At 66.7% G+C, this 24,886-nt stretch carries 24 protein-coding genes, 1 tRNA gene and 1 pseudogene; 11 read left to right on the forward strand and 15 right to left on the reverse strand.

Annotated features, from left to right (window positions below):
• The first annotated feature begins 84 nt into the window (after nucleotides 1-84).
• From ACLD02_RS13370 to pth, 7 genes are all read left to right on the forward strand, one after another.
• The gene (locus ACLD02_RS13370) at nucleotides 85-1,785 is read left to right on the forward strand and encodes a tetratricopeptide repeat protein (protein WP_410298911.1); all 1,701 of its coding nucleotides are present in this window, start codon (nucleotides 85-87) and stop codon (nucleotides 1,783-1,785) included.
• The gene (gene lolB / locus ACLD02_RS13375) at nucleotides 1,782-2,348 is read left to right on the forward strand and encodes a lipoprotein insertase outer membrane protein LolB (protein WP_203105316.1); all 567 of its coding nucleotides are present in this window, start codon (nucleotides 1,782-1,784) and stop codon (nucleotides 2,346-2,348) included. Before ACLD02_RS13370 ends, lolB begins: the two co-directional genes overlap by 4 nt.
• Nucleotides 2,345-3,277, forward strand: a complete 933-nt coding sequence (ispE, locus tag ACLD02_RS13380) for a 4-(cytidine 5'-diphospho)-2-C-methyl-D-erythritol kinase (protein WP_410298912.1) — start codon at nucleotides 2,345-2,347, stop codon at nucleotides 3,275-3,277. The genes lolB and ispE overlap by 4 nt, the downstream gene beginning before the upstream one ends.
• Nucleotides 3,278-3,288: 11 nt before the next feature.
• Nucleotides 3,289-3,364, forward strand: a tRNA-Gln gene (locus ACLD02_RS13385).
• Between the two features lie 38 nt (nucleotides 3,365-3,402).
• Nucleotides 3,403-4,362 (forward strand): ribose-phosphate diphosphokinase, encoded by a 960-nt coding sequence (locus ACLD02_RS13390; RefSeq protein ID WP_203105318.1) that lies wholly within the window; start codon nucleotides 3,403-3,405, stop codon nucleotides 4,360-4,362.
• Between the two features lie 190 nt (nucleotides 4,363-4,552).
• On the forward strand, nucleotides 4,553-5,209 hold the full coding sequence (locus tag ACLD02_RS13395) for a 50S ribosomal protein L25/general stress protein Ctc (RefSeq protein WP_410298913.1): 657 nt from the start codon (nucleotides 4,553-4,555) through the stop codon (nucleotides 5,207-5,209).
• A gap of 8 nt (nucleotides 5,210-5,217) precedes the next feature.
• Nucleotides 5,218-5,805 carry an aminoacyl-tRNA hydrolase gene (gene pth, locus ACLD02_RS13400; RefSeq protein ID WP_203105320.1) on the forward strand — a complete coding sequence of 196 codons (588 nt, stop codon included), beginning with the start codon at nucleotides 5,218-5,220 and terminating at the stop codon, nucleotides 5,803-5,805.
• A 77-nt stretch (nucleotides 5,806-5,882) separates the two neighbouring features.
• On the opposite strand, the gene ACLD02_RS13405 is transcribed toward pth, so the two are convergent.
• Complete coding sequence (locus ACLD02_RS13405; protein WP_410298914.1) at nucleotides 5,883-6,617, reverse strand: glutathione S-transferase family protein; 735 nt, start codon at nucleotides 6,615-6,617, stop codon at nucleotides 5,883-5,885.
• Between the two features lie 196 nt (nucleotides 6,618-6,813).
• Between ACLD02_RS13405 and ychF the strand changes: the two genes are divergently transcribed.
• Together ychF and ACLD02_RS13415 are read left to right on the forward strand one after the other, a co-directional pair.
• A complete protein-coding gene (gene ychF, locus ACLD02_RS13410) occupies nucleotides 6,814-7,905 on the forward strand; it encodes a redox-regulated ATPase YchF (protein ID WP_203105322.1) in 1,092 nt (363 codons plus the stop codon).
• 3 nt (nucleotides 7,906-7,908) lie between these two features.
• Entirely contained in the window at nucleotides 7,909-8,751 is an 843-nt protein-coding gene (locus tag ACLD02_RS13415) for a DMT family transporter (protein WP_203105323.1), read from the forward strand.
• A gap of 202 nt (nucleotides 8,752-8,953) precedes the next feature.
• On the opposite strand, the pseudogene ACLD02_RS13420 reads toward ACLD02_RS13415, so the two are convergent.
• The 8 genes and pseudogenes from ACLD02_RS13420 to ACLD02_RS13455 form a co-directional block, all read right to left on the reverse strand.
• A pseudogene (locus tag ACLD02_RS13420) lies at nucleotides 8,954-9,958 on the reverse strand (O-antigen ligase family protein); the annotation flags it as partial.
• Between the two features lie 38 nt (nucleotides 9,959-9,996).
• A complete protein-coding gene (locus ACLD02_RS13425; protein ID WP_410298915.1) occupies nucleotides 9,997-10,899 on the reverse strand; it encodes a hypothetical protein in 903 nt (300 codons plus the stop codon).
• 2 nt (nucleotides 10,900-10,901) lie between these two features.
• On the reverse strand, nucleotides 10,902-11,945 hold the full coding sequence (locus tag ACLD02_RS13430) for a glycosyltransferase (protein WP_410298916.1): 1,044 nt from the start codon (nucleotides 11,943-11,945) through the stop codon (nucleotides 10,902-10,904).
• The gene (locus ACLD02_RS13435) at nucleotides 11,942-12,628 is read right to left on the reverse strand and encodes a YrbL family protein (RefSeq protein ID WP_203105326.1); all 687 of its coding nucleotides are present in this window, start codon (nucleotides 12,626-12,628) and stop codon (nucleotides 11,942-11,944) included. Before ACLD02_RS13435 ends, ACLD02_RS13430 begins: the two co-directional genes overlap by 4 nt.
• A complete protein-coding gene (locus tag ACLD02_RS13440) occupies nucleotides 12,625-13,644 on the reverse strand; it encodes a glycosyltransferase (RefSeq protein WP_410298917.1) in 1,020 nt (339 codons plus the stop codon). The genes ACLD02_RS13435 and ACLD02_RS13440 overlap by 4 nt, the downstream gene beginning before the upstream one ends.
• The gene (locus ACLD02_RS13445) at nucleotides 13,641-14,759 is read right to left on the reverse strand and encodes a glycosyltransferase family 4 protein (RefSeq protein ID WP_410298945.1); all 1,119 of its coding nucleotides are present in this window, start codon (nucleotides 14,757-14,759) and stop codon (nucleotides 13,641-13,643) included. The genes ACLD02_RS13440 and ACLD02_RS13445 overlap by 4 nt, the downstream gene beginning before the upstream one ends.
• Before the next feature lie 2 nt (nucleotides 14,760-14,761).
• Nucleotides 14,762-15,838: an ELM1/GtrOC1 family putative glycosyltransferase gene (locus tag ACLD02_RS13450; RefSeq protein WP_410298918.1), complete on the reverse strand. Its 1,077-nt coding sequence runs from the start codon at nucleotides 15,836-15,838 to the stop codon at nucleotides 14,762-14,764.
• Between the two features lie 53 nt (nucleotides 15,839-15,891).
• Nucleotides 15,892-16,602: an extensin family protein gene (locus ACLD02_RS13455; protein ID WP_203105330.1), complete on the reverse strand. Its 711-nt coding sequence runs from the start codon at nucleotides 16,600-16,602 to the stop codon at nucleotides 15,892-15,894.
• Between the two features lie 165 nt (nucleotides 16,603-16,767).
• Between ACLD02_RS13455 and ACLD02_RS13460 the strand changes: the two genes are divergently transcribed.
• The gene (locus tag ACLD02_RS13460; protein WP_203105331.1) at nucleotides 16,768-17,517 is read left to right on the forward strand and encodes an aspartate/glutamate racemase family protein; all 750 of its coding nucleotides are present in this window, start codon (nucleotides 16,768-16,770) and stop codon (nucleotides 17,515-17,517) included.
• Nucleotides 17,518-17,553: 36 nt separating this feature from the next.
• Nucleotides 17,554-17,943: a nuclear transport factor 2 family protein gene (locus ACLD02_RS13465; RefSeq protein WP_203105332.1), complete on the forward strand. Its 390-nt coding sequence runs from the start codon at nucleotides 17,554-17,556 to the stop codon at nucleotides 17,941-17,943.
• A 124-nt stretch (nucleotides 17,944-18,067) separates the two neighbouring features.
• On the opposite strand, the gene ACLD02_RS13470 is transcribed toward ACLD02_RS13465, so the two are convergent.
• The 6 genes from ACLD02_RS13470 to ACLD02_RS13495 are packed head-to-tail and all read right to left on the reverse strand — an operon-like array spanning nucleotide 18,068 to nucleotide 24,885.
• On the reverse strand, nucleotides 18,068-19,939 hold the full coding sequence (locus ACLD02_RS13470; protein WP_410298919.1) for a sigma 54-interacting transcriptional regulator: 1,872 nt from the start codon (nucleotides 19,937-19,939) through the stop codon (nucleotides 18,068-18,070).
• A 31-nt stretch (nucleotides 19,940-19,970) separates the two neighbouring features.
• A complete protein-coding gene (leuD, locus tag ACLD02_RS13475) occupies nucleotides 19,971-20,603 on the reverse strand; it encodes a 3-isopropylmalate dehydratase small subunit (RefSeq protein ID WP_410298920.1) in 633 nt (210 codons plus the stop codon).
• Nucleotide 20,604: 1 nt separating this feature from the next.
• Nucleotides 20,605-22,017 carry a 3-isopropylmalate dehydratase large subunit gene (leuC, locus tag ACLD02_RS13480; RefSeq protein ID WP_410298921.1) on the reverse strand — a complete coding sequence of 471 codons (1,413 nt, stop codon included), beginning with the start codon at nucleotides 22,015-22,017 and terminating at the stop codon, nucleotides 20,605-20,607.
• A complete protein-coding gene (locus tag ACLD02_RS13485; RefSeq protein ID WP_203105336.1) occupies nucleotides 22,014-22,469 on the reverse strand; it encodes a hypothetical protein in 456 nt (151 codons plus the stop codon). Before ACLD02_RS13485 ends, leuC begins: the two co-directional genes overlap by 4 nt.
• Nucleotides 22,423-23,013 carry an isochorismatase family protein gene (locus ACLD02_RS13490; protein ID WP_410298922.1) on the reverse strand — a complete coding sequence of 197 codons (591 nt, stop codon included), beginning with the start codon at nucleotides 23,011-23,013 and terminating at the stop codon, nucleotides 22,423-22,425. The genes ACLD02_RS13485 and ACLD02_RS13490 overlap by 47 nt, the downstream gene beginning before the upstream one ends.
• Nucleotides 23,014-23,022: 9 nt before the next feature.
• On the reverse strand, nucleotides 23,023-24,885 hold the full coding sequence (locus ACLD02_RS13495) for a hydantoinase B/oxoprolinase family protein (RefSeq protein WP_203105338.1): 1,863 nt from the start codon (nucleotides 24,883-24,885) through the stop codon (nucleotides 23,023-23,025).
• Between the last annotated feature and the right edge of the window lies 1 nt (nucleotide 24,886).

Here is a 24,886-nt window from a genome sequence, read left to right on the forward strand (position 1 = left end):
GCGGTGCCGGTCGAGGCCGCGAATCCTTGGGTGCGGCCGGCGGGTGTGCAATGATAGCGGCTCAATTCGAGGACTGAATCGCCGATGAATGCACGCCCATCGCTTATTGTCGCCGCCCTCCTGACCCTGGCGGGCTGCGCCCAGACCCCGCCCCAGCCGGCTCCACCGCCGGCCCCCGAACCCCGCGACCTGCCCCCGATCGAGTACGACGGCGAGACCCTCGGCGATCTGCTGGTGGCGGAAAGCGCCGCGCAACGTCAGAGCCTGGCCGTGACCCTGGACTATTATGGCCGCGCCGCGCAAACCACCCACGATCCCGAGGTGATCAGCCAGGCCACCAAGCTGGCCACCTATCTGGATCAACCGGAACAGGCCCGCCAGCTGGCCGGCCTGTGGCTGGAACGTGAACCGGACAATGCCGATGCCCTGCGCCTGGCGGCCCTGGCCGACATCCAGCTCGGCGATAGTGACGGCGCCGCCGGCTTCATCGACCGGCTACTGGCCGGCCACGGCAGCGACGCCCTGCTGCCCCTGGTGGCGGAAGCCAGCAGCCTCAGCGACAACGACAACCAGCAGCTGCTGAAAGCCCTTTCGCAACTGGCCGAACGCTATCCGGAACAGGCTCCGCTGTGGTACGCGCGGGCCCTGGACCTTCGCCAGCAGGGCGACCTGCCGGGCGCCATGAAAGCAGTGGAGCACGCCCTGGACCAGGACCCGGACCATATGGAAGCGGCACTGCTGGAAGCGCGGCTGCTGTTCGAGAGCGGCGAGCATGAAAAGGCCCTGCGCCACGCCCGCGCCCAGGTGCGCGCACACCCGGACAATCGCCGCCCGCGCCTGGCCTATGTGCGCCTGCTGCTGGCCGCCGGTCACAAGGATCAGGCCCACGAACAACTCAACATTCTCGCCGAGCAGAACCCGGACGATCTGGATCTGCGCTACTCGCTGGCACTGATCGCCCTGGAGGCCGGCGCCGGCGAGTCCGCCCGCTCCCTGCTGCAGGATCTGCTGCGGCGCGGCTACCGCCCCAACGAGATGCGGCTGCGTCTGGCCCAGGCGTCGGAAGCCGCCGGCGACACCGATCAGGCCATTGACGACTACCTGAAGGTGAAAGGCCCCGACGCCCTGGAAGCCCAGGTGCAGGCGGCGCGGCTTCTATATGCCAGCGGCCGTGGCGACCGCGGGCATGCGCTGATCACCAGCCTTACCCGCCAGTATCCGGCCCGCGCCGACCGGCTGTGGATCACTGAATCGGAAATGCGCAATGCCCAAGGGGACCCAGAGGGCGCCCTGGCATTGCTCAACGATGCCCTGGAAGCGGACCCGGACAATCCGGACCTGCTCTATGCCCGCGCCATGACCGCCGGCTCCCTGGGCCAGAACCAACGCATGGAAACGGATCTTAAACGGGTGCTGGAGCTGCACCCGGACGATGCCGGCGCGCTCAACGCCCTGGGCTACACCTGGGCGGATCGGGGCGTGCATCTGGACCAGGCCGAGGCCATGATTCGCCGTGCTCTGGACCAATATCCCCGCGACCCGGCGATTCTCGACTCCATGGGCTGGGTACTGTACCGGCAGGGCCGCCTGGACGAGGCGCTGGATTACCTGCGCCGCGCCCATGCACTCATGCCGGACCCGGAAGTCAGCGCCCATCTGGGCGAGGTGCTGTGGGCGATGGGCGATGAGGAAAGCGCCCGCGCGGTGTGGTCCGCCGCCCTGGCCGCGCAGCCCGACGCCACCGTTGTGCGCGACACCCTGGAACGCCTGGAGGTAACGCTTTGACACGGTTTTGGTGGCTCCCCCTGGTAGCTCTGTTGCTGAGCGCCTGCCAGACCCGACCGGTGCCCACCGGTGACTTCACCCGCCCGGAGCAAATCCAGCGCTGGGAAATGAACGGCAAGCTCGGCTACCGCACCCCGGAGGACGGCGGCTCCGCCACCTTCGATTGGGAGCAGGCGCCGCGCAATGGCGCCATTCACTTTTCCGGCCCTCTGGGCTTTGGCAGCGCGGAACTGAGCTGGCAACCGGGCATGGCGCGCCTGGAAACCGCCAAGGGTCAGTGGCAGGCCCGCTCCCCCGGGGAACTGGCCTGGCACCTGACCGGCTTCTGGCTGCCGGTGTCGGCGCTGGAATACTGGAGCCGTGGCCTGGTGTGGCCGGGCGCTCCGGCGCAGGCGGAACAAAACGACGCCGGGCAACTGGTGCGCCTGCGCCAGCTGGGCTGGGAGCTGGAGTTCGACCGCTATGAGCCGGTGGGCCGGGTGGCCCTGCCCCACCGCATCAAGGCGCGCCAGGAAGCCAACCGCTTCACGCTCCTGATCCGTGAGTGGCAACCCTTGCCATGACGGCACCCTCCCCTGGCTCCAGTTCGCCGGCGCGCGGCTTCGCGCTGCCGGCACCGGCCAAACTGAACCTGTTTCTGCACATCACCGGCCAGCGGGCCGACGGCTATCATGAGCTGCAGACCCTGTTCGCCCTGCTCGATTACGGCGACACCCTGCATCTGCGGCCCGCCGAGGAGCTGACCCTGACCTGCGACCGCCCCGGGCTGCCGGTGGACGATGGCAATCTGGTGCTGCGTGCCGCCCGGCTGCTGCGCGAGGCCACCGGCACGACCCGGGGCGCGCGCCTGCACCTGCAAAAACGCCTGCCCGCCGGCGGTGGCGTGGGTGGCGGCTCCTCGGACGCCGCCACCGCCCTATGGGGGCTCAACCATCTGTGGGGTCTGGGTCTGGACGAGGACCGGCTCGCCGAGCTGGGCCTGCGACTGGGCGCCGACGTGCCGGTGTTCGTGCGTGGCCGCAACGCCTGGGCGGAGGGCGTCGGCGAGCGCCTGCAAGCCGTTGAATTGCCGGAACAATGGTTTCTGGTGGTGGATCCGGGAATCGCCGTTCCAACCGCTCGAATTTTCGGCGACGGGGAATTGACAAGGCACACCCCCGCCATTACATTACCGGCCTCGCTTGGGGCGGCCACCCTGGAACGCTTTCACAACGACTGTGAAGCAGTGGCCCGACGCCTTTATCCACCAGTGGATAACGTGCTCGACTGGCTCCAACGCGAAGCGGGCAACGCCCGCATGACCGGCACCGGCGCCTGCTGTTTCGCACGCCTTGTCGGGGCGCAAGCGGCCCGCGATCTGCAGCGGCGTTTGCCAAAAAACTGGAAAGCTTTCGCGGCTCGAAGCACTGAACTCTCACCTCTCCACGAGGCACTGGCGACGCTTCGAGCCCAACAAGATCCAGGTCCGGCGTTCAACGACAACGCCACCTGACCGGTTAGTGTTGGGGTATAGCCAAGTTGGTAAGGCAGCGGGTTTTGATCCCGTCATTCCCAGGTTCGAGTCCTGGTACCCCAGCCATCTTCTTTAATCCACCACCTCACAGCCAGGGGACGCCAGTGTCCAAACTCGTGGTTTTTTCCGGCAACGCCAATCCCGAACTGGCCCAGGCCATGGTCGAGCAACTCAACATCCCGCTTGGCGATGCCGACGTCGGCGTGTTCAGCGATGGCGAAGTGGCCGTGGACATCCAGGAAAATGTTCGCGGCAAGGACGTGTTCATCGTCCAGTCCACCTGCAAGCCCACCAATGATCACCTGATGGAAATCCTGGTGATGGCCGACGCCCTGCGGCGCTCGTCCGCCGGTCGCATCACCGCGGTGATGCCCTACTTCGGTTATGCCCGCCAGGACCGTCGGGTGCGCTCCGCCCGGGTGCCGATCACCGCCAAGGTGGTGGCCGACATGATCACCGCCGTGGGCATCGACCGGGTGGTGACCGTGGACCTGCACGCCGACCAGATCCAGGGTTTCTTCGACATTCCGGTGGACAACGTCTACGGCACCCCCCTGTTCGTGGCCGACATCGAGCGCCAGAAACACGACGACCTGATGGTGGTGAGCCCGGACGTGGGCGGCGTGGTGCGCGCCCGCGCCCTGGCCAAGCAGCTCAACGACGCCGACCTGGCGATCATCGACAAGCGCCGCCCCAAGGCCAACGAATCCCAGGTGATGCATATCATCGGCGAGGTGGAAGGCCGTACCTGCGTGCTGGTGGACGATATCGTCGATACCGCCGGCACCCTGTGCAAGGCGGCCCAGGCCCTCAAGGACCACGGCGCCGCCAAGGTCTATGCCTACTGCACCCACCCGGTGCTGTCCGGCCCGGCCATCGACAACATCAACGGCAGCGCCATCGACCAGCTGGTGGTCACCGACACCATCCCGCTGTCCGAGGCAGGCCGGGCCAGCGACAAGATCCGTGTACTGCGCCTGGCGCCGATGCTCGCCGAGACCGTGCGCCGGGTGAACAACGAGGAATCCCTGTCGGCCATGTTCGACCGCCTCGAGCTGGTGTAACGCCGGACGCCTGACGCTGGATGCCTGACGCTTTCCAAAGCCCGCTTCGGCGGGCTTTTTGCTTTTAAGCGTCCGGCGTCCAGCGTCTAGCGTCCAGCGTTCTTTTCCGGCATAATCCGGCCCCCTTTTTAGCAACCCTTCCCATCGCGCCTGGTCGCGGGGCGGCGGGAAGCCTTATGGAGACATCGACATGTCCAACGAATTCGAACTGACTGCGGAAAGCCGCAGCGACACGGGGAAAGGTGCGAGCCGCCGCCTGCGTCGTCTGCAAGGCCGGATTCCCGGCATCATCTATGGTGGCGACGCCGAGCCGCAGATGATCACCCTGGAATCCCGTGAGCTGAAGAAAGCCCTGGAAACCGAAGCTTTCTACAGCCACATCCTGACCCTCAAGCTGGACGGCAAAACCCAGCAGGCGGTACTGCGTGATCTGCAGCGCGATCCGGCCCGCGGTTTCCCGATCCACGCCGACTTCATGCGCGTTGACGCCACCCACAAGATCACCATGGTGGTTCCGGTGCACTTCAGCAACGAAGAAGCCTGCATCGGCGTGAAGAAACAGGGCGGCGAGATCCACCGCAATATCTCCGAGGTGGAAGTTATCTGTCTGCCCAAGGACCTGCCGGAATACCTGGAAGTGGACATGATCGCCGTGGAGCTGGATCAGGTGATCCACCTCTCCGAGATCAAGCTGCCGGCCGGTGTCGAGATCGTCGAGCTGACCCACGGCGAGGACCATGACCAGCCCGTGGTCGCGGTGCACAAGCCGAAAGTCCGCGCCGAGGAAGAAGACGGCGAGGAAGGCGGTGAGGAAGCCGCCGGCGAAGACAAAGCCGGCGAGGAATAACCCGCGCCGTGACGGATCCGGTTCGACTGATCGTGGGCCTGGGCAACCCGGGCCCCGAATACGACGCTACCCGTCACAACACCGGTGTGTGGTACATCGATGCCCTGGCCCGTGCCCAGGGCATCTTCCTTTCCGAGGAAAAGAAATACTTCGGTGTTACCGGCACCTTTCAGTTCGAGGGCGAAACCGTTCGCCTGCTGGTACCCACCACCTATATGAACCGCAGCGGCCAGGCCACCTCGGCGCTGGCGAACTTCTTCAAGATCCCCGTCACGCAAATGCTGGTGGCCCACGATGAGCTGGACCTGCCTCCGGGCGTGGCCCGCTTCAAGCAGGGCGGCGGTCACGGCGGCCACAACGGCCTGCGCGACATCATCGCCCGACACGGCAACAGCAGGGATTTCCACCGTCTTCGTATCGGCATCGGCCATCCCGGCAGCGCCGATCTGGTCACCCCCTATGTGCTCGGCAAGCCTTCCCCGGCGGACCGGGACAAGATCGAACGGGCCATCGACGAAGCGGTGCGCTTCACCCCGGACCTGCTGCGCGGCGACCTCAACACCGCCATGAACAGCCTGAACGGCTTCCGCGCCTAGTTTCAGACCCCCGAATCGCGGCTGAAGCGGAGCGCCGCCCGGCCGCTCCTACAAAGCATCCGTGACCTCGCGCCGCGCTAACGATCGGTGCGATAACGCTCCAGAATCCACTGCCCCGCTGGCCGTTCGCGCATGTCGTTGAGCTTCTTTTGCAACGACGCCGGCAGGTCGCTCTCATCGAACACGTCCCAGGGCGTGCCCGGCGGGCTCACCAACGGCGCCATCAGGGCCGCCGCGCTGATATCCGCCAGGGTCAGCCGGTCCGCCACCAGATAATCGCCGGCGCCACGACGCAACGCTTCCTCCACCAGGGCCAGGCCCTCCTCCACGCGCTGCTCCGAATAGACCACCGCCTTGGGCTTGATGGCATAGAGCCGGCGCACGCCTTCCCGGGTCAGCGGCACCAGGGCACGCTTGATGGGACCGGGCAGACGATAGGGGTCGAGCATGGCGTCCATGATCTCCGGGCGGTCCAGCACCTGACCATACAGCCAGCGGCGCACATGCACCGCGAACCGGTCGAAGTGCTGCTCCAGCTCGATCACCCGGGCACGGCTGTCCGCGTCATCGGGCACCAGGGGACGCTCCGGATAGTACTTTTCCAGGTAATAAGCGATCTTGGTGGAATCCCCCACGATGCGGTCGCCATCACGCAGGATCGGCAGGGTGTTGATGCGCGCCAGCCACTGGGTTCGCAGCCGGTGTGGCCCGGGCAGCAGATTGCGTGGTCGGTAATCGAGGCCCTTGTGGTCCAGTTGCCAGCGGGTCTTCTCGCAGTAGTGGGAGATGGGGAATTGATACAGAATTCGCATGATCATCGTGCTGCCGGCTTTCGTGACTCATCAGTCTAGCCAAACCCGGCGCTTCCGCTCCCGGCATCAGAGCCCCGCCGGAGCGGCTCCCTGGCAATTGGCCCCGGCGCCCGCCGAGACCGCCCCCGTGCCGCTACCGGTCGCATTTTGGCCGCGCCTTGAGTAGCATTGCGCCCTCGAAAACGGAGGTGCAGTTATGGGTATTCAGTGCGGTATCGTGGGCCTGCCCAATGTGGGCAAATCCACCCTTTTCAACGCCTTGACCAAGGCCGGCATCGATGCCGAGAACTTCCCGTTCTGCACCATCGAACCCAACACCGGGGTGGTGCCGGTGCCGGACCCGCGCCTGGACGCGCTGTCCGCCATCGTCAAACCGGAACGGGTGATGCCGGCGACCATGGAATTCGTCGACATCGCCGGGCTGGTGGCCGGCGCCTCCAAGGGCGAGGGCCTGGGTAACCAGTTCCTCGCCAACATCCGTGACACCGACGCCATCGCCCACGTGGTGCGCTGCTTTGACGACGAGAACGTGATCCACGTGGCCGGCAAGGTCTCGCCGCTGGACGATATTTCGGTGATCAACACCGAGCTGGCCCTGGCCGACCTGGACTCCGTGGAGCGTGCCCTGCAACGGGCGCAGAAGGCCGCCAAGGGCCAGAACAAGGAAGCCCAGGCGATGATCCCGGTGCTGGAGAAGCTGCTGCCCCTGCTCAGCGAGGGCGAACCGGCCCGCGCCGCCGACCTGAGTGCCGACGAGCGCAAGACCATCCGCGGCCTCAATCTGCTCACCCTCAAGCCCACCATGTACATCGCCAACGTGGAAGAGGACGGCTTCGAGAACAACCCGCTGCTGGACACCGTGCGCCAGCAGGCGGAGAAGGAAAACGCCTCGGTGGTGCCGATCTGCGCCAAGATCGAATCCGAGATCGCGGAGCTGGACGACGAGGAAAAAGCGGACTTCCTGGCCGACCTGGGCATGGATGAACCGGGCCTCAACCGGGTGATCCGCGCCGGCTACCAGTTGCTCGGCCTGCAAACCTACTTCACCGCTGGCAAGAAGGAAGTGCGCGCCTGGACCATCAAGGTGGGCGCCACCGCGCCCCAGGCCGCCGGCGTCATCCACACCGACTTCGAGAAGGGCTTTATCCGCGCCCAGACCATCGCCTACGAGGACTTCATCGCCGGCAATGGCGAACAGGGCGCCAAGGAAGCCGGCAAGATGCGCGCCGAGGGCAAGGACTACGTGGTCCACGATGGCGACGTGCTGAACTTCCTGTTCAACGTGTGAGTTTTGGACACCCGTAAAGGCACCGCCCTGGCCCTGCTGGCCAGCGCGCAGTGGGGCGCCACCGGTATCTGGGTGGCGCTGCTGCGCGACCTGCCCACCGGCACCACCCTGGTGTTCCGGTTTCTTACCGCCACCTTGCTGCTCACCACCATGCTGGCCGCCCTGCGCGGTTTCCGGCGTCCCAACCGCTCGGCCCTGGAGGGCGGCGTGTTGCTGGCCGCCTACTATGTGCTGGCCACCGTGGGCTTCTATATAAGCGATGTGGTGACGGTGTCGCTGCTGGTGGCCACCTCGCCGTTCTTCGTCATGCTGTTGCGGCTGCTGCGCCGGGAAGGCCTGACGGGACGTGAACTTCTGGGCGGCCTGCTGGCCTTCGGCGGTGTCGCCACGGTGTTGCTGCTGGGCGCCCCGGCCAGCGGCGAAAGCCACCTGGTCGGGAATCTGTGTGGCCTGGGCGCGGCCCTGGTGATGGCATTGTATTCCCGGGCCGGGGACCGGCTGCGCGGCCAGGGCTGGAACGTGGTGTGGATCGCCTGTGCGCTGGGCCTGCTGGTCAGCGCGCCGTTCGCCGACCCCGGCGCGGCGGTGCCGGATGCCCGCCAGTGGGGCCTGTTCCTGGGGCTGGCGGCGTTTTCCACTTTGGCGCCGGGGTATCTCTATCCCCTCGCCTGCCAGCACATCAACGCCACCTCGGCCACGGTGGTGCGGCTGAGCACGCCGTTCTTCACCGCCCTGTTCGCGTTTCTGATTCTCGGCGACGCCCTGGGCATGCAGCATGTGCTGGGTGCGCCCCTGTTGCTGCTGGGAGTGTATCTGACCCTGCCGCGGCCGCCCGCCAGGGCATGAACGTGGCCACGCCACCGGCCACCAGGGTGAAGGCCCAGTCACCGCTGGAGAAGTACAGGAACGACTCAAACAGGTTCACCACCAGCCAGAAGCCCAGAAACGCCAGATAGAACAGCAGGAAGTCCGCCGGCAGCGCGCCGGCGCGGCGGGCCCTCAATGCTTCACGGGTCAACCAGACCAGCAGCCCCGCCAGCACCGCCAGGCCGGCCAGGCCGTAATTGACCAGGGTGTCCAGATAGCCGTTGTGCAGGTGTCGGAAGCCCTGCTCCCCGATCCAGCCGGGCAGCCCCGGTGAGTGCGTCAGCACCAGGGAACGCCCGTTGCCGCCCCACCCCAACAAGGGCCGTTCGGCGATCCAGGGCAGCGCCGCCCGCCAGCTCACCAGCCGCCCGGCGACGCTGCCGGTGACCCCGTCGAACTGGCCCCGGGCCAGCCGGGTGATGGCCTGGTGCTCATCGGCCAGACGCTGCTCGACGATGGGCGAGAAGGCCGCCATCAGCACCAGGCCCAGCACCCCGGCCAGCATGGCTCCGGTAAGCCAGCGCCGGCGCGGCCCCGGCGACAGCCGTCGGCGCAGGACCAGCCAGGCGGCGGCCAGCATCACCAGCGCCGCCACCGCGAGCCCCAGCCACACGCCCCGGGTCTGGGTGATCACCACCGCGATGGCGCAGGTCAGGATGGCCAGTGCCCATAGCACGGCGCGCAACAGGCGCCAGGGCCCTGGCGCCAAGCAGCGGCCCGCCAGGGCGGTCAGCCCCAGCAAGCCGGTGGCGAACAACAGGGTGGCGTGCTGGGCATTGTGCAGGCCGAAATCCACCCGCTCGCCGTGCCAGCCCAGGAACCAGCCCCGCCACCCCTGGCCGGTGAACCAGGGTGCCACCAACAGCCCCGCCAGGCTGGCGCCCCAGGCCAGCAGCACCGCCCGAACCCGGCCCGCCAGCAACCAGGCCACCGCCAGAAACGAAAACCAATGGGTAAGCCGGTGCACCTTGGCGGAAGACTCCGCCCACTGCGGATGGTGCAGCCGCGCCAATCCCCAGGACAGCAGCGCCACCAGCGCCGCCGCCAGCAGCAGCTTCAGCGGCGCGCCGAAGCGCCGCCCCCGGGCCAGCCAGAAAAAGCCGCCGAACCCGGCCACCAGAACCAGTACCTTGAAGCCTTCGCCCGCCTCCGGCAGCGCCAGGGCGGTGCCGGCGTAGGCGGCCACCAGCCAGGGCCCTATCCGCTCCAGGGTCGCCGCCGGGCTCAAGCGCCCTCCACCAAACGGCCCCAAAGATCATAGTGGTCGAATACCGTCCGAAACTTGAGGTCGTTGCCGTCGACGGCTTTGTTGGCACGCTTCAGGGAATGCAGCTGGCTTTCTTCCACGGTCAGGAAGCGGCCCCGGAAATCCCTCGGATCGGGCACCCGGCGGCAACCACGGCCAGCCTTGAGGCTCATGGCCTTGAGCCAGATGTCGTCGGCGCCGGGGCATAGGGCCATGAAACGGTTACGATCCAGCACCTGGTCATCCAGGTGGCCTGGGGCATAGAGCACTCCGCCGACGCCGGTGGGGAATACCAGCGGCGAGGGCGTGGCGTCCAGGGTGGGCTTCTCCCAGCGCTTGTAGGGCAGCACCCCGCCACCGGCGGCCAGCCGGATGCGGTGGGCGCGATGGCAGGGAATGGTGGCCGGATCGGCCCGGTGGGCACGGTACAACTGATCCACCAGGTCATGGGGATAGAGGGTGTCATCGTCCACGGTGATCAGCAGACTGTCGGGGAAGCACTGCAGGGCGTAGTAGAACTTTTTATAGGGCCCCAGATCCTCCGCGCAGAACCGCACTTCCAGGCCGCGCCGTTCCTGCAGGCGAAGAATGTGTGGCAAGCCGGCGCCGCCCAGCTCGCCCTCGGCGATCCACAGCACCACCCGGTCCGGTTTGAGGGACTGCTGGAGCAGGCTCTCGATGGTCAGGTAGACGTTGTCGATGCGCTTGTCGAAGGTGGTCAGCGATACCACGACATCCTCGGCCAGGCCGTTGCCCACACCGCTGACGCTGGCGTGCAGGGCGTTCCAGTGAAGCTGGCCGGCACGCTGGATGGCGGTGTCCCGGGCCAGGGCGTCGCGGCGGGCGCGCAGGCGCTTTTGCCGACGTCTCGCTTTGAACATGGTCAGCGCCCCCTGGCCGGCAGGCTGGTGAAGAAATCCCGATAGCCGCCCAATACCACCTGGCGGCTGTAGTGGGCCCGGTAGTGATCGCGGGCCATGTCCGCCAGCCGCCGGCGGGCGGCACCGTCGGCAAGCAAGTCGCGCAGGGCGTCGGCCAGGGCATCGACCCGGTCCAGCGGGGTGAGCAGCCCGGTCTCGCCGGCGCGGATCAGCTCCGCCGGCCCCTGGGACGCGGTGGCCACGATCGGACAACCGTGGGCCCAGGCCTCCAGCACGATGGAGCCCAGCCCCTCGTGGCGGGACGGGCAGACGAACACATCGACGCTAGCCATCAGCGCGGTGACGTCATTCCGCCAGCCCAGAAAACGGACTCGCCCGGTCACCCCGAGCTGCGTCGCCATGGCCCGCAGGGCGTCCTCCTCCGGGCCGCTGCCGGCCAGCCACAGGGTGGCATCGGGCAGCCGCGCCAGGGCCTGGAGCAGCACGTCGAAGCCCTTGTTGCGGTGCAGCCGGCCGGCGGCCAGCAGCAGCGGCCCGGCGGGCGTGTCGAAGCTGTCCCGAGGCAACGGCGTGACCGGGGTTTCATCGGCGAAGTTGGGCAAGTGCACCACCCGCGCCGCCGGCATGCCGCCGCGCACCAGGTGGTCACAGATACCCCGGGTGATGCCGATCCAGTAATCCGCGTGTCGGTAGTGCTTGAGGTCGTAGTAATGCCCGAGCCGGCTGATCAGGGTATAGGGACCAGGCGGCGTGGCGGCGCTGGCCCGGTTCATCCAGGTCAGCACCCGGTCCGGACGGTAGGCGGCCAGGGCGCGCCGGTAGCGGTAGTGGGCCAGGGGTCGCAGCGGACCGGGGAAACGGAAGCCGGACACCGGCACCCCGGCCTCGCGCAGCCGCGCCACCCGGTCCGGGTGGGGGCGAATAAAGGCGCGCTGCTCCAGGCCGCCTTCCCTATGCAGGCCGGTCACCAGGCGCACGAAGAAGTTCTCCGCCCCGCCCCGGGGCGCGCCGGCCAGCACCTGGGCCAGACGGGGCTCGCCGCTCATGGCCGCTCCGGCGCGTCGTCGTGGAACAGCAGCCCATGGTAACCGGGGAAGGCACCGGCCCGGGCGCCGCGCTGCGTCAGCAGGTCCTCGATGCGCTGGTGCAGGTTGGCCACCTTGCGCCGGGCGGCGGACCGGCTGCGCCGGACGCCGGCCAGCCCCGGGCGGCCCAGGCCATCGATCACCACCAACCGGCGCAGCCCTCCGTCCGCGCCCCGTTGGGCGACGATGTTGTGCGGCAGCAGGTCCCGGGACGGAATGCCCTGCTCGATCCAGAACCGGCCGAGCACACCCACCGCCCGGCTGCAGGAGGGTGTCAGGCCGTCATCCCAAAGCACCTTCTTCAAGGTCTGGGAAATGGCGCCGTCGGCATCGCGGATCAGCTCGGTGACCAGACCGGCGCCCAGATCGGTGTCGACGAAACCGTGGCAGCGCGGCAGGTGGGCACCGAGCAAAGCACCGTGACGGCGCCACAGCACGGTCAGCACGCGGTGCTCCTCGCGGTTGTCGTCAAACCAGGACAGCGGCCGCAGGTTGCCGGGGAAGCCTTTCTTGCGGCGTCGGTCCGCCAGGGTGAAATCCGGCCTGCGCACCTTGATGCAGCGGTCCCGGTGATCCGGGTCGACGAAACACAAACGGTTACCCCCCTGGGCGAACGGCGCCCGTTCCTTGAGGCTCAGGGTCATGGCCGGCTCCGCCACACGTAATCGTGGGACAGCGGCAGGCCCAGGGCCGACTCGACGATAAAGCGGGCGTACAGCCGGGAATTCATTTCCCGGTGGAAGAAGTCCCGGGCCCGACCGGCCCAGTCCCGGCGACGGTCGTCGTCACGGTGAAACTCACGGATACGTTCGATCAGATCCTCCTGATCACGGAAATACACCAGGGACCGCGCCGGCATCAGCTCGTCAAAGCGGGGCGCCGCATGGGTGAATACCAGGATGCCGTTGCCGGCCAATTGCGCCATGCGCGCCGAGGAATACCAGTAATCCCCTTCCTGGCGGTTGAGATTCAGCCCCATGCGGGTCGAGGCCAGGGCCCGTTCGTAGTCCCGGCCCCACACCGGCGGCTGGCCGAAACTGCCATGAGTGTGGAACACCAGCTCCCGGTCCAGGGCATCCTTGAGCGCTTTCACCTGCTCCAGGCGTCGGGTGAAATCCGTGCTGTTGCTGCAGAACAGCAGGTCCACCGGCAGGTCCCGGCGCCGGCTGTTGTCCAGGTTCTCGATGCTGGCGTCCACCGGGTTGGGCATGTGGTGGAAGCACGCCGGCAGGTCGTCAAAACGGCGCAGCTCCGGCCAGCCGGTGGACACGAACACCGCATCCACCACCTCACCCCGGTGGCGCAGGCGGGCCACGTTGTCCGGCACGAACAGCGGGTCGTTGTTGCAGTGGGCCAGCACGATGTGGGGCCAGCGCTGGCGCAGGCGACGCAGGGTGTCGTTGCCGATCAGATCGCAGTGACCGAGGATCACCAGGTCCGGCTCCACCGCCTCCACGGTTTCCAGCAGCCGCTTGTTGGCCTGCTTGCGGCCCAGGTCGCGGATGCCGAACGGCGCCTCCATGGCCGCCACATCCCGGTCGCTGAACACCTGCACGTAATGGCCGTCGTGGATCAGCCCCAGGGTCAGTTTGTGGGCCCAACTGACCCGGGTTTTGCCATAGCGGCGCCATTGCTGGTAGGCCACGTGCAGCACTCTCATGGTCGCGCCTCGCCGGCGCCGTCCCGGTCCGCCAGGGCCTGCTGATACACCGCCAGGGTGGCCGCCACCTGGTGATCCAGGTGGAACCGTTCCGGCAGCTCGATGCGCACCGAGGTGCCGGTGAGCATGCCGATGCGCTCCACCACCTCGCCCACGTCGTCCGGCGTCACCAGCCCCTCGGGGAAACAAGGTGCCAGGGATTCCCGGGCGCCGCCCCGGTCGAAGGCCACCACCTTGCATCCGGTAGCCAGGGCCTCGGTGATCACGCGCCCGAACGGCTCCGGCTTGCTGGATAGATGGCAGACCACCTCCGCCAGCCGATAGAACTGCACGATGTCGTCGCGGCGCCCCACCAGGGTCACGTGGGGCGCCAGCCCCATGGCCAGGGCGCTGTTCTCCAGTTCGGTGCGGTAATGCTGTTTGTTGGCCTCGGCGCCGCCGAGGATCACGCCGTGGGCATCCGGGTCCCGCTCGATCAGCCTTTGCATCACGCGCAGAAAGGTTTCCTGGCCCTTCCAGCGGCTCAGCCGGCCGGGCATCAGGATCAGCCGCTTGCCGCGCAGGTGCGGAAAATCGGCGTACAAGCGGTCCAGCCACTCCGGGTCCGGGGCGCCGGGCCGGAAATAGGCCACGTCCACCCCTCGGGGAATCAGGGAGATGCGCTCCGGCGCCACCGGATAATTCGCCAGGATGTAGTCACGCACCGTCTCGGAGATGGCGATCACCCGGCGCGGCCTGGCCATCACCGCGCTGTAGCGGCTCACCGAGTAATGGCTGTGGAAGGTACTTACCAGGGCCGGGCGCCCGGCGGCGGGTAGCCGGCGCCAGGCCAGCCATACCAGCCAGGCGGGCATCCGCGAGCGTACGTGCACCACATCCGGCGCCAGCTCGCGAATCAGGCGTCGCAGCGCCGGCACCCGCCGCAGCGACAGCGGCGACTTGCGATGCACCGGCAAGGTCACATGGCGGCTGCCCTCCGCCTCCAGCCGTGCCACCTGGGCGCCGCCACTGGACAGCACCCAGGACTCATGCCCCCGCGCCACCAGTTCCCGGGCAAACTCCACGGTGCCCCGTTCCACGCCGCCGCTGTTCAACGCCGGCAGAACCTGCAGCACCCTCAAAGACGCGCCTCCTGGTAGCGGTCGATCAGCCAGTGCGCCACCCGGTTGGCTTCCCACAGGTGCGGCGGTCGGGCGGAGGCCGCCATCAGCGCCGCGCGATCCCGCCAGGCCAGGACCTGCCCACGTCGGCACAGGGCGCGGATGCCGCCGGCCACCCGCGCCTTGCCGGTGCAGGCCAGGTCCAGGGTGCCGGTGGCGACACCGGCGGTGAGAGATTCGTAGAGCATGGAGACGCTGTCCGGTGACACCCAAGCCACCCGGTGGGCACGCAGCTGATGCGGCAGCCAGTCCACCGGCGTGTCGTCGTGGTGGTGGAAGCGCAGATTCGGCGCCCTCAGCTCACGCAGCCGGGCCACCAGGGGCGCCGGGGTGCGCCGGGAGCTGGTCACCGTCCAGCGCCAGTCCGGGTACTCCCGCAGCAGGGTAAGGAGCTGGTCGAGAATCGAGTCGTCGCGCCAGTGAAAATGCGGCGACTCGCCGCCAAGCAGCACCAGGCCACGGCGGGCGGCGCTGAGCCGGGGATTGGGTCGTACCGCGGTGAGCGCGCCCTGGGTGGCGAGAATATCGCCCCGGGCGGCGGGCCGGTCGTGTTCGGGGATCACCTTCAAATCCACCCAGCGGGACGGAAAGCCCGGTCGCATCAACACCACGGTGAGCGCGTCGCGGAAGCCCCGGCAGGCGAGCAGCAGCGCATGGGTACCGGACCCGGCGCCAATCACCAGATCCGGCGCCGGCGCCTCAATGCGCGGCTGGCGCGCCGCCAGGGCCTGCCACCAGGACACCCGGTGGCGGCGGCAGGAGACCCATACCAGCCGGGCGCCGCTCAGTGCTTCCAGCCGCTCCCCCAGGCCACGCAACTGGTTGACGTGGCCGGCTTTGTCGTCACTGAGCAGCCACACCACCGGTCGCGCCGGGCGGCCAACGGCACTCGCCACCAGGCGCGGATCGGCGAGCAGCGCGGAAGACGCCGCGCCGGCGTCGAACAGGGCCGGCCCCGGCCAGCCGGCGCCGGCCACCCGGGCTTCGCCCTGGGAGCGGTGCGTGGAAGAAGCGTTCATGGTGTCGGAACTCACTCCGGGTCACTTCCGGAGCAGTGTCCATCACCGACGTTACAGCCGTGCGACAATCACCGGCAGATACCAAACCCGCGCAGGCCGAAGTGAAAATGATCACCGTGGGCGGCGTTGTAGTCCGGGCCCAGGGCGGTGCCGAACAAACCACAGGCGCCCTCGAAGACGGCGTGCAGAAAAGCCCCTTTGTCACCCTCGTCATCCCAGTGATTTTGCACCGACACCCGGGTGCCGTCGGCCAGGGAAAAGGCGGCCACGTCCAGGGCCGAGGCGGTGGCATGGTCGCTGCGGCGGTCGTCCGCGCGATGGTAAATATTGCGGCAGGCGAAGCTCCCGTAATGCCACACCTCGGCGACCGGCTGCCCGAAATATTCGCGGGCCAGAGGTTGCAACCGCTGCCGCTCGTACAGGGACCAGGCGGCCACCAGCGGGCAACGGGCCACGAAGCTGTTGTTGAACCCCACCGTCGTCGACCGCACCCGCGCCACGTTGGTCAGAGGGCAACTTTCCACCGGCGTGTAGTCCTTCAGTGGCAGCACATCCAGAGTGCCCTCCGGCGCGCTGTTCAACACCACCCGGCAGGCCTCCGGCCGATTCCCCAGCCGGCGCAGCTTCCAGCGCGTCACCGGCGTGATCGGATCGTCCAGATGCAGAGCCATGAAGGGATTCCAGTGGCGGGGTACCGGCCACCATTGCTGCTTGAGACCGGCCACGAAGACCCCGGCGGCCAGTACCAGGATCAGTAAGACAATAAGGAAACGTGCCATGGCCGCAGTGTAACCCGGCGGCTTTCAGATTGAATGCCACGTTTCAATCTGCACCCCGACCGAATCCACACGAGATCTTATAATGCACTGATTTTAAAGACTTTTATTTTCGCCTCCGGTTGGCCCGCATCTTGCGTTAAGGGAGTCATGGCGACGGAGGACGTTATGAGTAAAAAAATCAAAGTCATTATTCCCATTCCCATGGACCAGGCCGGCGTCAACGCGCGCGCCGCCCAGCTCACCGAGGGCTTTCTGCCGGCGGACTACCAGGTGGTGTTCGAATCGGTCAAGGCCGGCGCCGCCCTGGGCGACAGCTACCACGACACCCTGCTGATGGACGTCAGCGTCACCGAGGCGGGCCTGCGCGCCGAGGAACAAGGCTTCGACGCCATCTGCATCGACACGGTCAGCGACTCGGCGCTCAATGCGCTGCGTTCCTGCCTGACCATTCCGGTAATCGCGCCCGGGGCATCCAGCTTCTATCTGGCCTGTAACCTGGGGAAACGCTTCGGCATCGTTACCATGTGGGACGAATGGTTCCCACTTTATGAAAAGACCCTGACCGACTACCACCTTTGGGACAGACTGGCGGGGATGCGCTCCATCAACACCCGCCCGGATCTGGAGGAGTTGCTCGCCGGCAAGGAAGAAGTGGTGTTTGGCAAGCTGCTGGACGCCTCTCGGAAACTGATCGAGGAAGACGGCGCCGACGTCATCATTCTCGGCTCCACCACCATGCACCAGTCCCATGGTTTCCTGCGCGAACGCCTGCCGGTGCCGGTGCTCAACCCCGGCCAGGTGAGCTTCAAAACCTGCCAGATGGTGCTGGAACTGGGCCTGACCCACAGCAAGCATGCCTACCCGGCGCCCGAGGTGCCGCGCCACGATCTTTTCCATGCTCTGGTGGGCGCCTGAGCGCCCCACTCTCACGCAGACACACAGGAGTCAATAATGAAAAAACTAAATCGCCAGGAACTGATCGATCTGGCCACGCAAAGCTACTTCGCCAACGTGGACAAGAAGAACATGGACGGCGTGCTCGCCAATTTCCATGACGACGCGGTATTCACCATCCCCACGGACCCCATTGTCCATGAGGGCAAGGAAGGCGTGCGCGCCATGTTCAAGACCCTGTTCAGCAGCTTCGAGCACATCTGGCACGGTGATTTTGAATGCACCGCGGACGAGGAAAACCAAAGCATTTCGGCACGCTTCAATGTTTATCTGAAAACCGCCGACGGCACCGAGGTGCGCCTTACCAACTGCAATTTCTGGTACGTGGAAGACGGCAAGTTCTCTCGTGTGTTCGTGTTCATGAGCGGCGATAACGTCCTCAAATAACCGCCTTATTAAGTGCCTTGCTCTCCATCACGGCGCCTTCCCTGGCGCCGCTTTTTCCGTCGCCCTAAGGGGCGCGCCACGCCCGATGCCGGCGTTGCGGGCGGAGGTTGCGGTAGGCGCGGCTTCAGCCGTTCTGCTTTTTCTTTTCCAGTTCCTTGAGGCGCCGCCATAGCGTGGTCTGGCTGATGCCCAGGTACTCCGCCGCCTGGGTGCGGTTGCCGTTGAACTGCTCCAGCACACGCAGGATTTCCTCCTGCTCCTTCTGCCTCAGGTGGCCCTGATCCCCGCCGCCACCGGCCACGCCTTCGAACAACTCCGGCGCCAGGTTGGGAATGGCCTGGCCGAATTCGGCGAGGGTGTCGTACATCGACGACGACACCAGCAGCCGCTCCAGCAGGTTCTCCAACTGACGTACGTTGCCGGGCCAGGCGTAGGGCCGGAATACCGGCAGCAACACCCGGCACAGAGCATCCTCCTCGGTGGAAAGCTGATAGCGCGCCGACAACCGCCGAATGAAATAGCGGGTCAGCGGCTCGATGTCCTCCGGGCGCTCGCGCAGGGACGGCAGGTGCACGGTGAACACATTGAGGCGGTAATAAAGGTCTTCACGAAAACGACCGGCGCGTACCTCCTCAAGCAGGTCATGGTTGCAGGCGGCCACGAACTTGATGTTCAAGGCCACCGACTTGCGCGAACCCACCGGGCGTACTTCGCGGTCCTGCAGCACGCGTAGCAGCTTGGCCTGTTGCGGCATCGGCAGGGAATTAATCTCGTCCATGAAAAAGGTGCCGTTGTTGGCCCCTTCCAGCAGCCCGGATTTACCGCCACTGCGGGCATGGGTGAAGGCCCCATCGGCGTAGCCGAACAGCTCCGCCTCGAACAGCTCGCTGGGAATGGCGGCGCAGTTGATCGCCACGAAGGGGCCATCCCGATTGGCGCTCGCCTCATGCACCTCCCGGGCGGCCAGCTCCTTGCCGCTGCCGGTTTCACCGCGCAGCAGTACCGAACCCGGGGTGGAACCGTAGACCCTCAGCAACCGCGTGGCCTCGTGCATGCGGCGCGACTGGAACACCAGTTCCACCCGGTCGCGGCCCTCTTCCACCTGGGGCACCGGCGCCGCCTTGATGGAGTAGATATGACCGACCCGCTCCTCGCCCACGTCGAAGGCGCGCTTGGCGACCCGGCATAGACGATCATTGAGCAGAATCCCCTCGGCCACGGTGTCGTCAGCGTCCAGAAAACGCTTGTCGAGCAATTTATCGACACGACGCCCACGGTACAGGTTGGCCAACAACTCCCGGGCCTGTTCGTTAAAGGCCACCACTCTTTCCTCCCGGTTGGTGACCAGGGTGGCGCCCTCGGTGTTGGCGAGCAGGAAATCGGAAAATGCCTGCTGCTGGCGCTCGCGCTTGTATTCACCGGCCAGGTTGATGGCGCGGCGCAAAAGCAGCCGGCATGATGCCCGGGAATAGATCATCACATAGGGAATGCCGGCCTGTTCGGCAAGATCGCAGATATAGCTGGAGCCGACCACGGCGCCGAAGCCCTGCTGACGCAGGCTGTGGAAAATATTATTGGCGTCGTCGGCGGTGACGTAGCTCTTCTGCACGATTTCCACGCCGGGCAGATGGGACAACAACTCCCATTCCACCGCCTGGTGCTCATGCAGCAGGATCAGAATCTTGTGGGAAATGGCACGCGCCTTGAGCACCGCGTTGATCAGATCGCTCTGGCGGATCTTGAGCGCCACCACCGGTACCGGCAGCGTGTTCTTCAGGTAGTACGCGTTGGCGCCGGCACTGATGAAAATATCCACGTCGCCCTGCTCCACCAGTTGCCGGGCGGACAGCAGGGCGTCGTTGAAGATGTTGTCGATGATCGAGATGTCCGCCTGCGCCTGAAACTCGGGAATCAGCGAATGCACCATCTTGCTGAGCTTGGAGTTGCCGATCAGGCAGACACGCGCTCGCGACAGCTCGGCGTTCTCGAATTCCATAGTCTCCTCCAGCCCATCACCGTCCCGCTATTTAGAACAACCAGGGTTCCTCCCGGCGACGGCGTGCTTCGTATTGTTGTATTTTTTCTGCTCTCTCAAGAGTGATGCCGATGTCGTCCAGGCCCGCTATAAGGGCTTCACGGCGGGCGGAATCTACCTCCAAGGGCCATTCACGCTCTCCCCATTGCAGCCGGGACCCGACCAGATCGACGGTGAGCGGCTGTTCCGGGTGCTCTCGGCACAATTGGAACAACTCGTCCACGTCCTGCTGGCTGAGACAAACCGGCAGCACTCCGTTATTAAAGCAATTATTGTGGAAAATCTCACCAAAGGACGGTGCGATGACCACCCGGATGCCAAAATCCTGCAATGCCCAGACCGCGTGCTCGCGGCTTGAGCCGCAGCCGAAGTTGGCCTGGGCGAGCAGGATGCTGCCCTGATTCCAGGGCACCTGGTTGAGCACGAAGTCCGGGTTGGGACGACGCTCCTGGACCGGCGTGTCCACATCGCCCGGGTCCAGGTAGCGTTCGTCATCGAACAGATGGGCGCCGAAACCCTGTTTGTCGATTTTCTTCAGATACTGCTTGGGCACGATGGCATCGGTATCCACGTTGCGGCGGTTGAGTGGAATCAGCACGCCACTGTGTCGCGTGAAGGCTTGCATCTCAGAGCCCCCTGACATCGGTAATCACGCCGGTGAGCGCGGCGGCGGCGGCCATCGGCGGACTCATCAGGTGGGTGCGACCGCCCTTGCCCTGGCGCCCCTCGAAATTGCGGTTGGAGGTGGCGGCACAGCGCTCGCCGGGCGCCAGGCGATCGTCGTTCATGCCCAGGCACATGGAGCAGCCGGCGGCGCGCCACTCGAAGCCGGCGCATTCGAAGATGTCCGCCAGCCCTTCGCGTTCCGCCTGCAGCCGCACCAGGCCGGAGCCGGGCACGATGATGGCCTGTTTAAGACGCGGCGAAAGCCGGCGGCCCCGTACCAGGGTGGCGACCTGACGCAAATCCTCGATACGGGCGTTGGTGCAGGAGCCGATGAACACCCGGTCGATCGGCAGCCCTTCCAGCGCCTGACCCGGCTCGAGCCCCATGTAGTCCAGTGCCCGGGCCAGGTTGGCGCGGTCCTGTTCGTCCAGGGCGGCGGCCGGGTCCGGCACCCGGCCGGACACCGGCACCACCATTTCCGGCGAGGTGCCCCAGGTGACCTGGGGTTCCAGGATGGTGGCGTCGAACACCTCCTCGCGGTCAAAGCGGGCCTCCGGATCGCTGACCAGATGCCGCCAGTGGTCCACCGCCCGGGTCCATTGTTCGTCGCGCGGGGCACCGGGCCGGCCATGCACATAGTCCTCGGTGACCGCGTCGTAGGCCACCAGACCGGCGCGGGCGCCCGCCTCGATGCTCATATTGCAAAGGGTCATGCGCGCCTCGATGGACAGCCGGCGAACCACGTCACCGGCGTATTCGATGGCGAAGCCGGTGGCGCCAGCGGTGCCCAGCCGACCGATCATCGCCAGTACCAGGTCCTTGGCGGTAACGCCCTCGTCCAGTTCGCCATCGAAGCGCACCCGCAGTGTCTTCAGCTTGCGCGCGCGCAGCGTCTGGGTGGCGAGCACATGGGCCACCTCGCTGGTGCCGATGCCCATGGCCAGGGTGGCCAGGGCGCCATGGGTGGAGGTGTGCGAATCGCCGCACACCAGGGTGACGCCGGGCAAGGTCAGGCCCTGCTCCGGGCCTACCACGTGCACAATGCCCTGGCGCTGGTCGGTGAGGTCGATAAGCGGAATACGCTGATCGCGGCAGTTGTCTTCCAGGCGCCGCACCTGCTGGCGGGCCAGGGCATCACGAATGCCGGGCACGCCCAACTCCCGGTTGCGGGTGGGCACCGCATGATCCGGCACCGCCATGTTGGCGCCCGGGCGCCATACCGGCCGGTGTTTTTCACGCAGGGCGGCGAACGCCTGCGGCGAGGACACCTCGTGAATCAGATGCCGGTCGATGTACAGCAACGACTCGCCGCCGGGCAGGGTATCCACCACATGGCGCTCCCAGAGCTTGTCGTAGAGGGTTTGTTGTGTCATGGCGATTCCTCGGTGCGCGCCGCTCCACGCGGCGGTGGCCAGGCCACCCAGCGGTACAGGTTGGGCCCCTCCCGGTCCGGCAGGCGAAACCCGCACCAGCTGTCCAGCTTGCCGCCCTGCAGCGGTTCGATGATGCAGCGCGGCCGGCTGCAGGCGTCCGCGTCCAGACCCTGCCCGGCCAGGTCCCGGCGCAGGCGCCGCAGCGCCTCGCGGGCCCGTTCCCGGGCGGCCTCGTCATGGCGGCTCATGGCCGCCACGTGCCGGTGGAAGGCGCGCACATAATGATTGCGATAGTCCTCGCAGGCGGCGGGTTCGGCGGCCAGCCGGGCCGCCAGCTCCGCCGGTATGTCGCCGCCCGCCGGGGCCGGCCCGTGCCGGCACCCGGTGAGCAGCAGGCCCAGCAGGCTAGCCCAGCAGAGCCAGGGTCTCGTCGACGGAAAGGACATCCGCATACTTGATCCCCAAGTCCTTCAGGTTGGCACGGTGAGCGTCCGCGTCCCGGTCGCCCACCGCTTCCCGGGGCACCACGGTTCGAAAATCATGCTGCAGCGCGTCCACGGCGGTGGCGCGCACGCAGCCGCTGGTGGTGAGGCCGGTGACCACCACCCCGTCGGCGCCGGCGGCGCGCAAGCGCGCCGCCAGGTCGGTGGCGAAGAAGCCGCTGGCCCACTGTTTCACCAGCACCGGCTCATCGTCCCGGGGCGCCACCCGGGGGTCGATGCGATCCAGCCCTCCGCCGGCCTGGAGCACCTCCAGGGCGGGCAGCTTTTCCCGGAATACCCGGGCCTGATCGTCACCCTCATAGGCCACGGTGGTGAAGAACACCGGCAGCGACCGTTCCCGAAACGCCGCCAGCAGGCGGGCATTGGCCTGAATCACCGCCCCCGCCTCGCTGGCCAGGGGGCTAAGCCCGGGGTCGGTGAACCCCAGGCTCAGGTCCACCAGCACCAGGGCATAGCGACGGGCGGCGGCGAGGCGCCGTGATTGCAGATTCATGGCTCCCCCTCAGTTTTCCCAGACCGGCGTGCGCGGCGCCGGCAGGCCGGTTTCCTCCAGACAGCGCGCCTTGATTTCCTCCAGCGTGCCACCCCGGTTGAACACCTCCTCGATGGGACCGCGCTGCTCCGCCATCTCCTTTCGCAGGAGCTCGGTGGCGGCCTGATCGACCCGCCCCCTGGCGTCGCAGACCACGCCGTAACGGCGCGCCCCGCCCTGGGTCACCAGCCCCTTCAACACATCAGTGCCCACCGCCGCCGGGTCCCGCTCCAGGGGGTCGCCCCAGCCGCCGCCGCCCCAGGTGTCAAAAATCACCAGGTCGCCCTTGGCCACCTTGATGTTGTCGCACTTGGAGGGCAGCACCTGGCGCTCGCCGTTGGCCCGTATCAGTTCCTTGCGGCTGCGCTGGCCCGGCAGGCCGCCGTTGACGCCCCACGGATAGGTGAGCCAGCGGTCGTCGTGAATGGAGACCTCGCCGTCGGCGAGTAGCCGGTAGCCCACGCGGATGCCGTTGCCACCGCGATGCTGGCCGGCGCCGCCGGAGTCGGCGATGGATTCATAGGTCTCGATGCGCAGCGGGAAGTAGGCTTCCACGAACTCGTTGGGCACGTTGGTGAAGCCCGGCCACAGGCTGTGACCGTCCGGCCCGTCGCCCAGGGGCCGGCCGGGGATACCGCCGAAGCCGATCTGGAACAGCTGGAACCATTCGTCGTTGTCGTCGTAACCGGAGTACATGAAATGCGGCGAGTCGGAGAAGCCGGCGCCGCTCATCGCCTCCGGCGTGCCCTGGCCCAGCAGGCCGCCCATCACATCGAAAATACGGCCCAGCAAATGGGTGCGGCAGGACAGCGCCGCCGGAAAGTCCGGCTTGAGGATCGAGCCCTGGGGAATACGCACTTCCACCAGATCGTAGAAACCGTCGTTGAACAGGATGGACGGATCGAACAGGTTGATGGTGTAGGCGCCGAAGAACATCTTGAACATCTCCTCGTTGAGGTAGAAGTTCACCGAGGACGGCGCCTGGGGGTCGGTGCCCTCGAAGTCGAAGATGGCCTTGTCGCCTTCCCGCCACAGGGTGCAGCGGATGGTGTAGGGGCCGATGCCGGCGCCGTCGTCGCAGATGTAGTCCTCGAAGGACTGGCGGGTTTCCGGCACCACCTTGCGGATGATTTCGCGCATGGCGGTGTGGTTGCGATCAAGCATCATCTGCAGGGCGCTGACATAGAGGTCATCGCCGAAGCGCTCGGCGAGATCCAGGCAGCGGCGGCCGGCGGTGCGGCAGGCGGCGACGATGGCGTTGAAGTCGGAGCGGTTCCAGCGCGGCATGCGCACGTTGTGCAGGATCAGATCGAGCACATCACCGTTCAGCTCGCCGTTGCGATAGATCTTCAGAGGCGGAATGCGGATGCCTTCCTCGTAGATGCTCCTGGCATCGGTGGGCAGACTGCCGGGCACCTTGCCGCCCACGTCGGACATGTGCCCGAACATGGCCGCCCAGTTGATCAGGCGGCCGTCCTTGAAGATCGGCACCATCACCAGCCAGTCCGGCAGGTGACTGACGGCGCCGTCGCACATGTAGGGATCGTTGGTGAGGAACACATCGCCCTCTTCCACGGTGCCTTCATAGGACTGCATGAAACCATGGATGAAGGAGCCGAACTGGCCCACCACCATCTTGCCATCCTGGTTGGCGATCATCGGAAAGGCATCACCCTGCTCACGGATACCCGGCGACATGGCGGTGCGGAACAGTACCGCGTCCATCTCGTTACGGGCGTTGGCCATGGCGTTCTCGATGATGTCCAGGGTCACCGTATCCACGTCCTGGCGTTGGAACGGCTGGTTGTTGGTCTGTATCAAAGTGGCAGCCATG

Origin of the sequence: Alloalcanivorax sp. C16-2, assembly GCF_046507615.1 — a bacterium.
Classification (GTDB): Bacteria; Pseudomonadota; Gammaproteobacteria; order Pseudomonadales; family Alcanivoracaceae; genus Alloalcanivorax; species Alloalcanivorax marinus_A.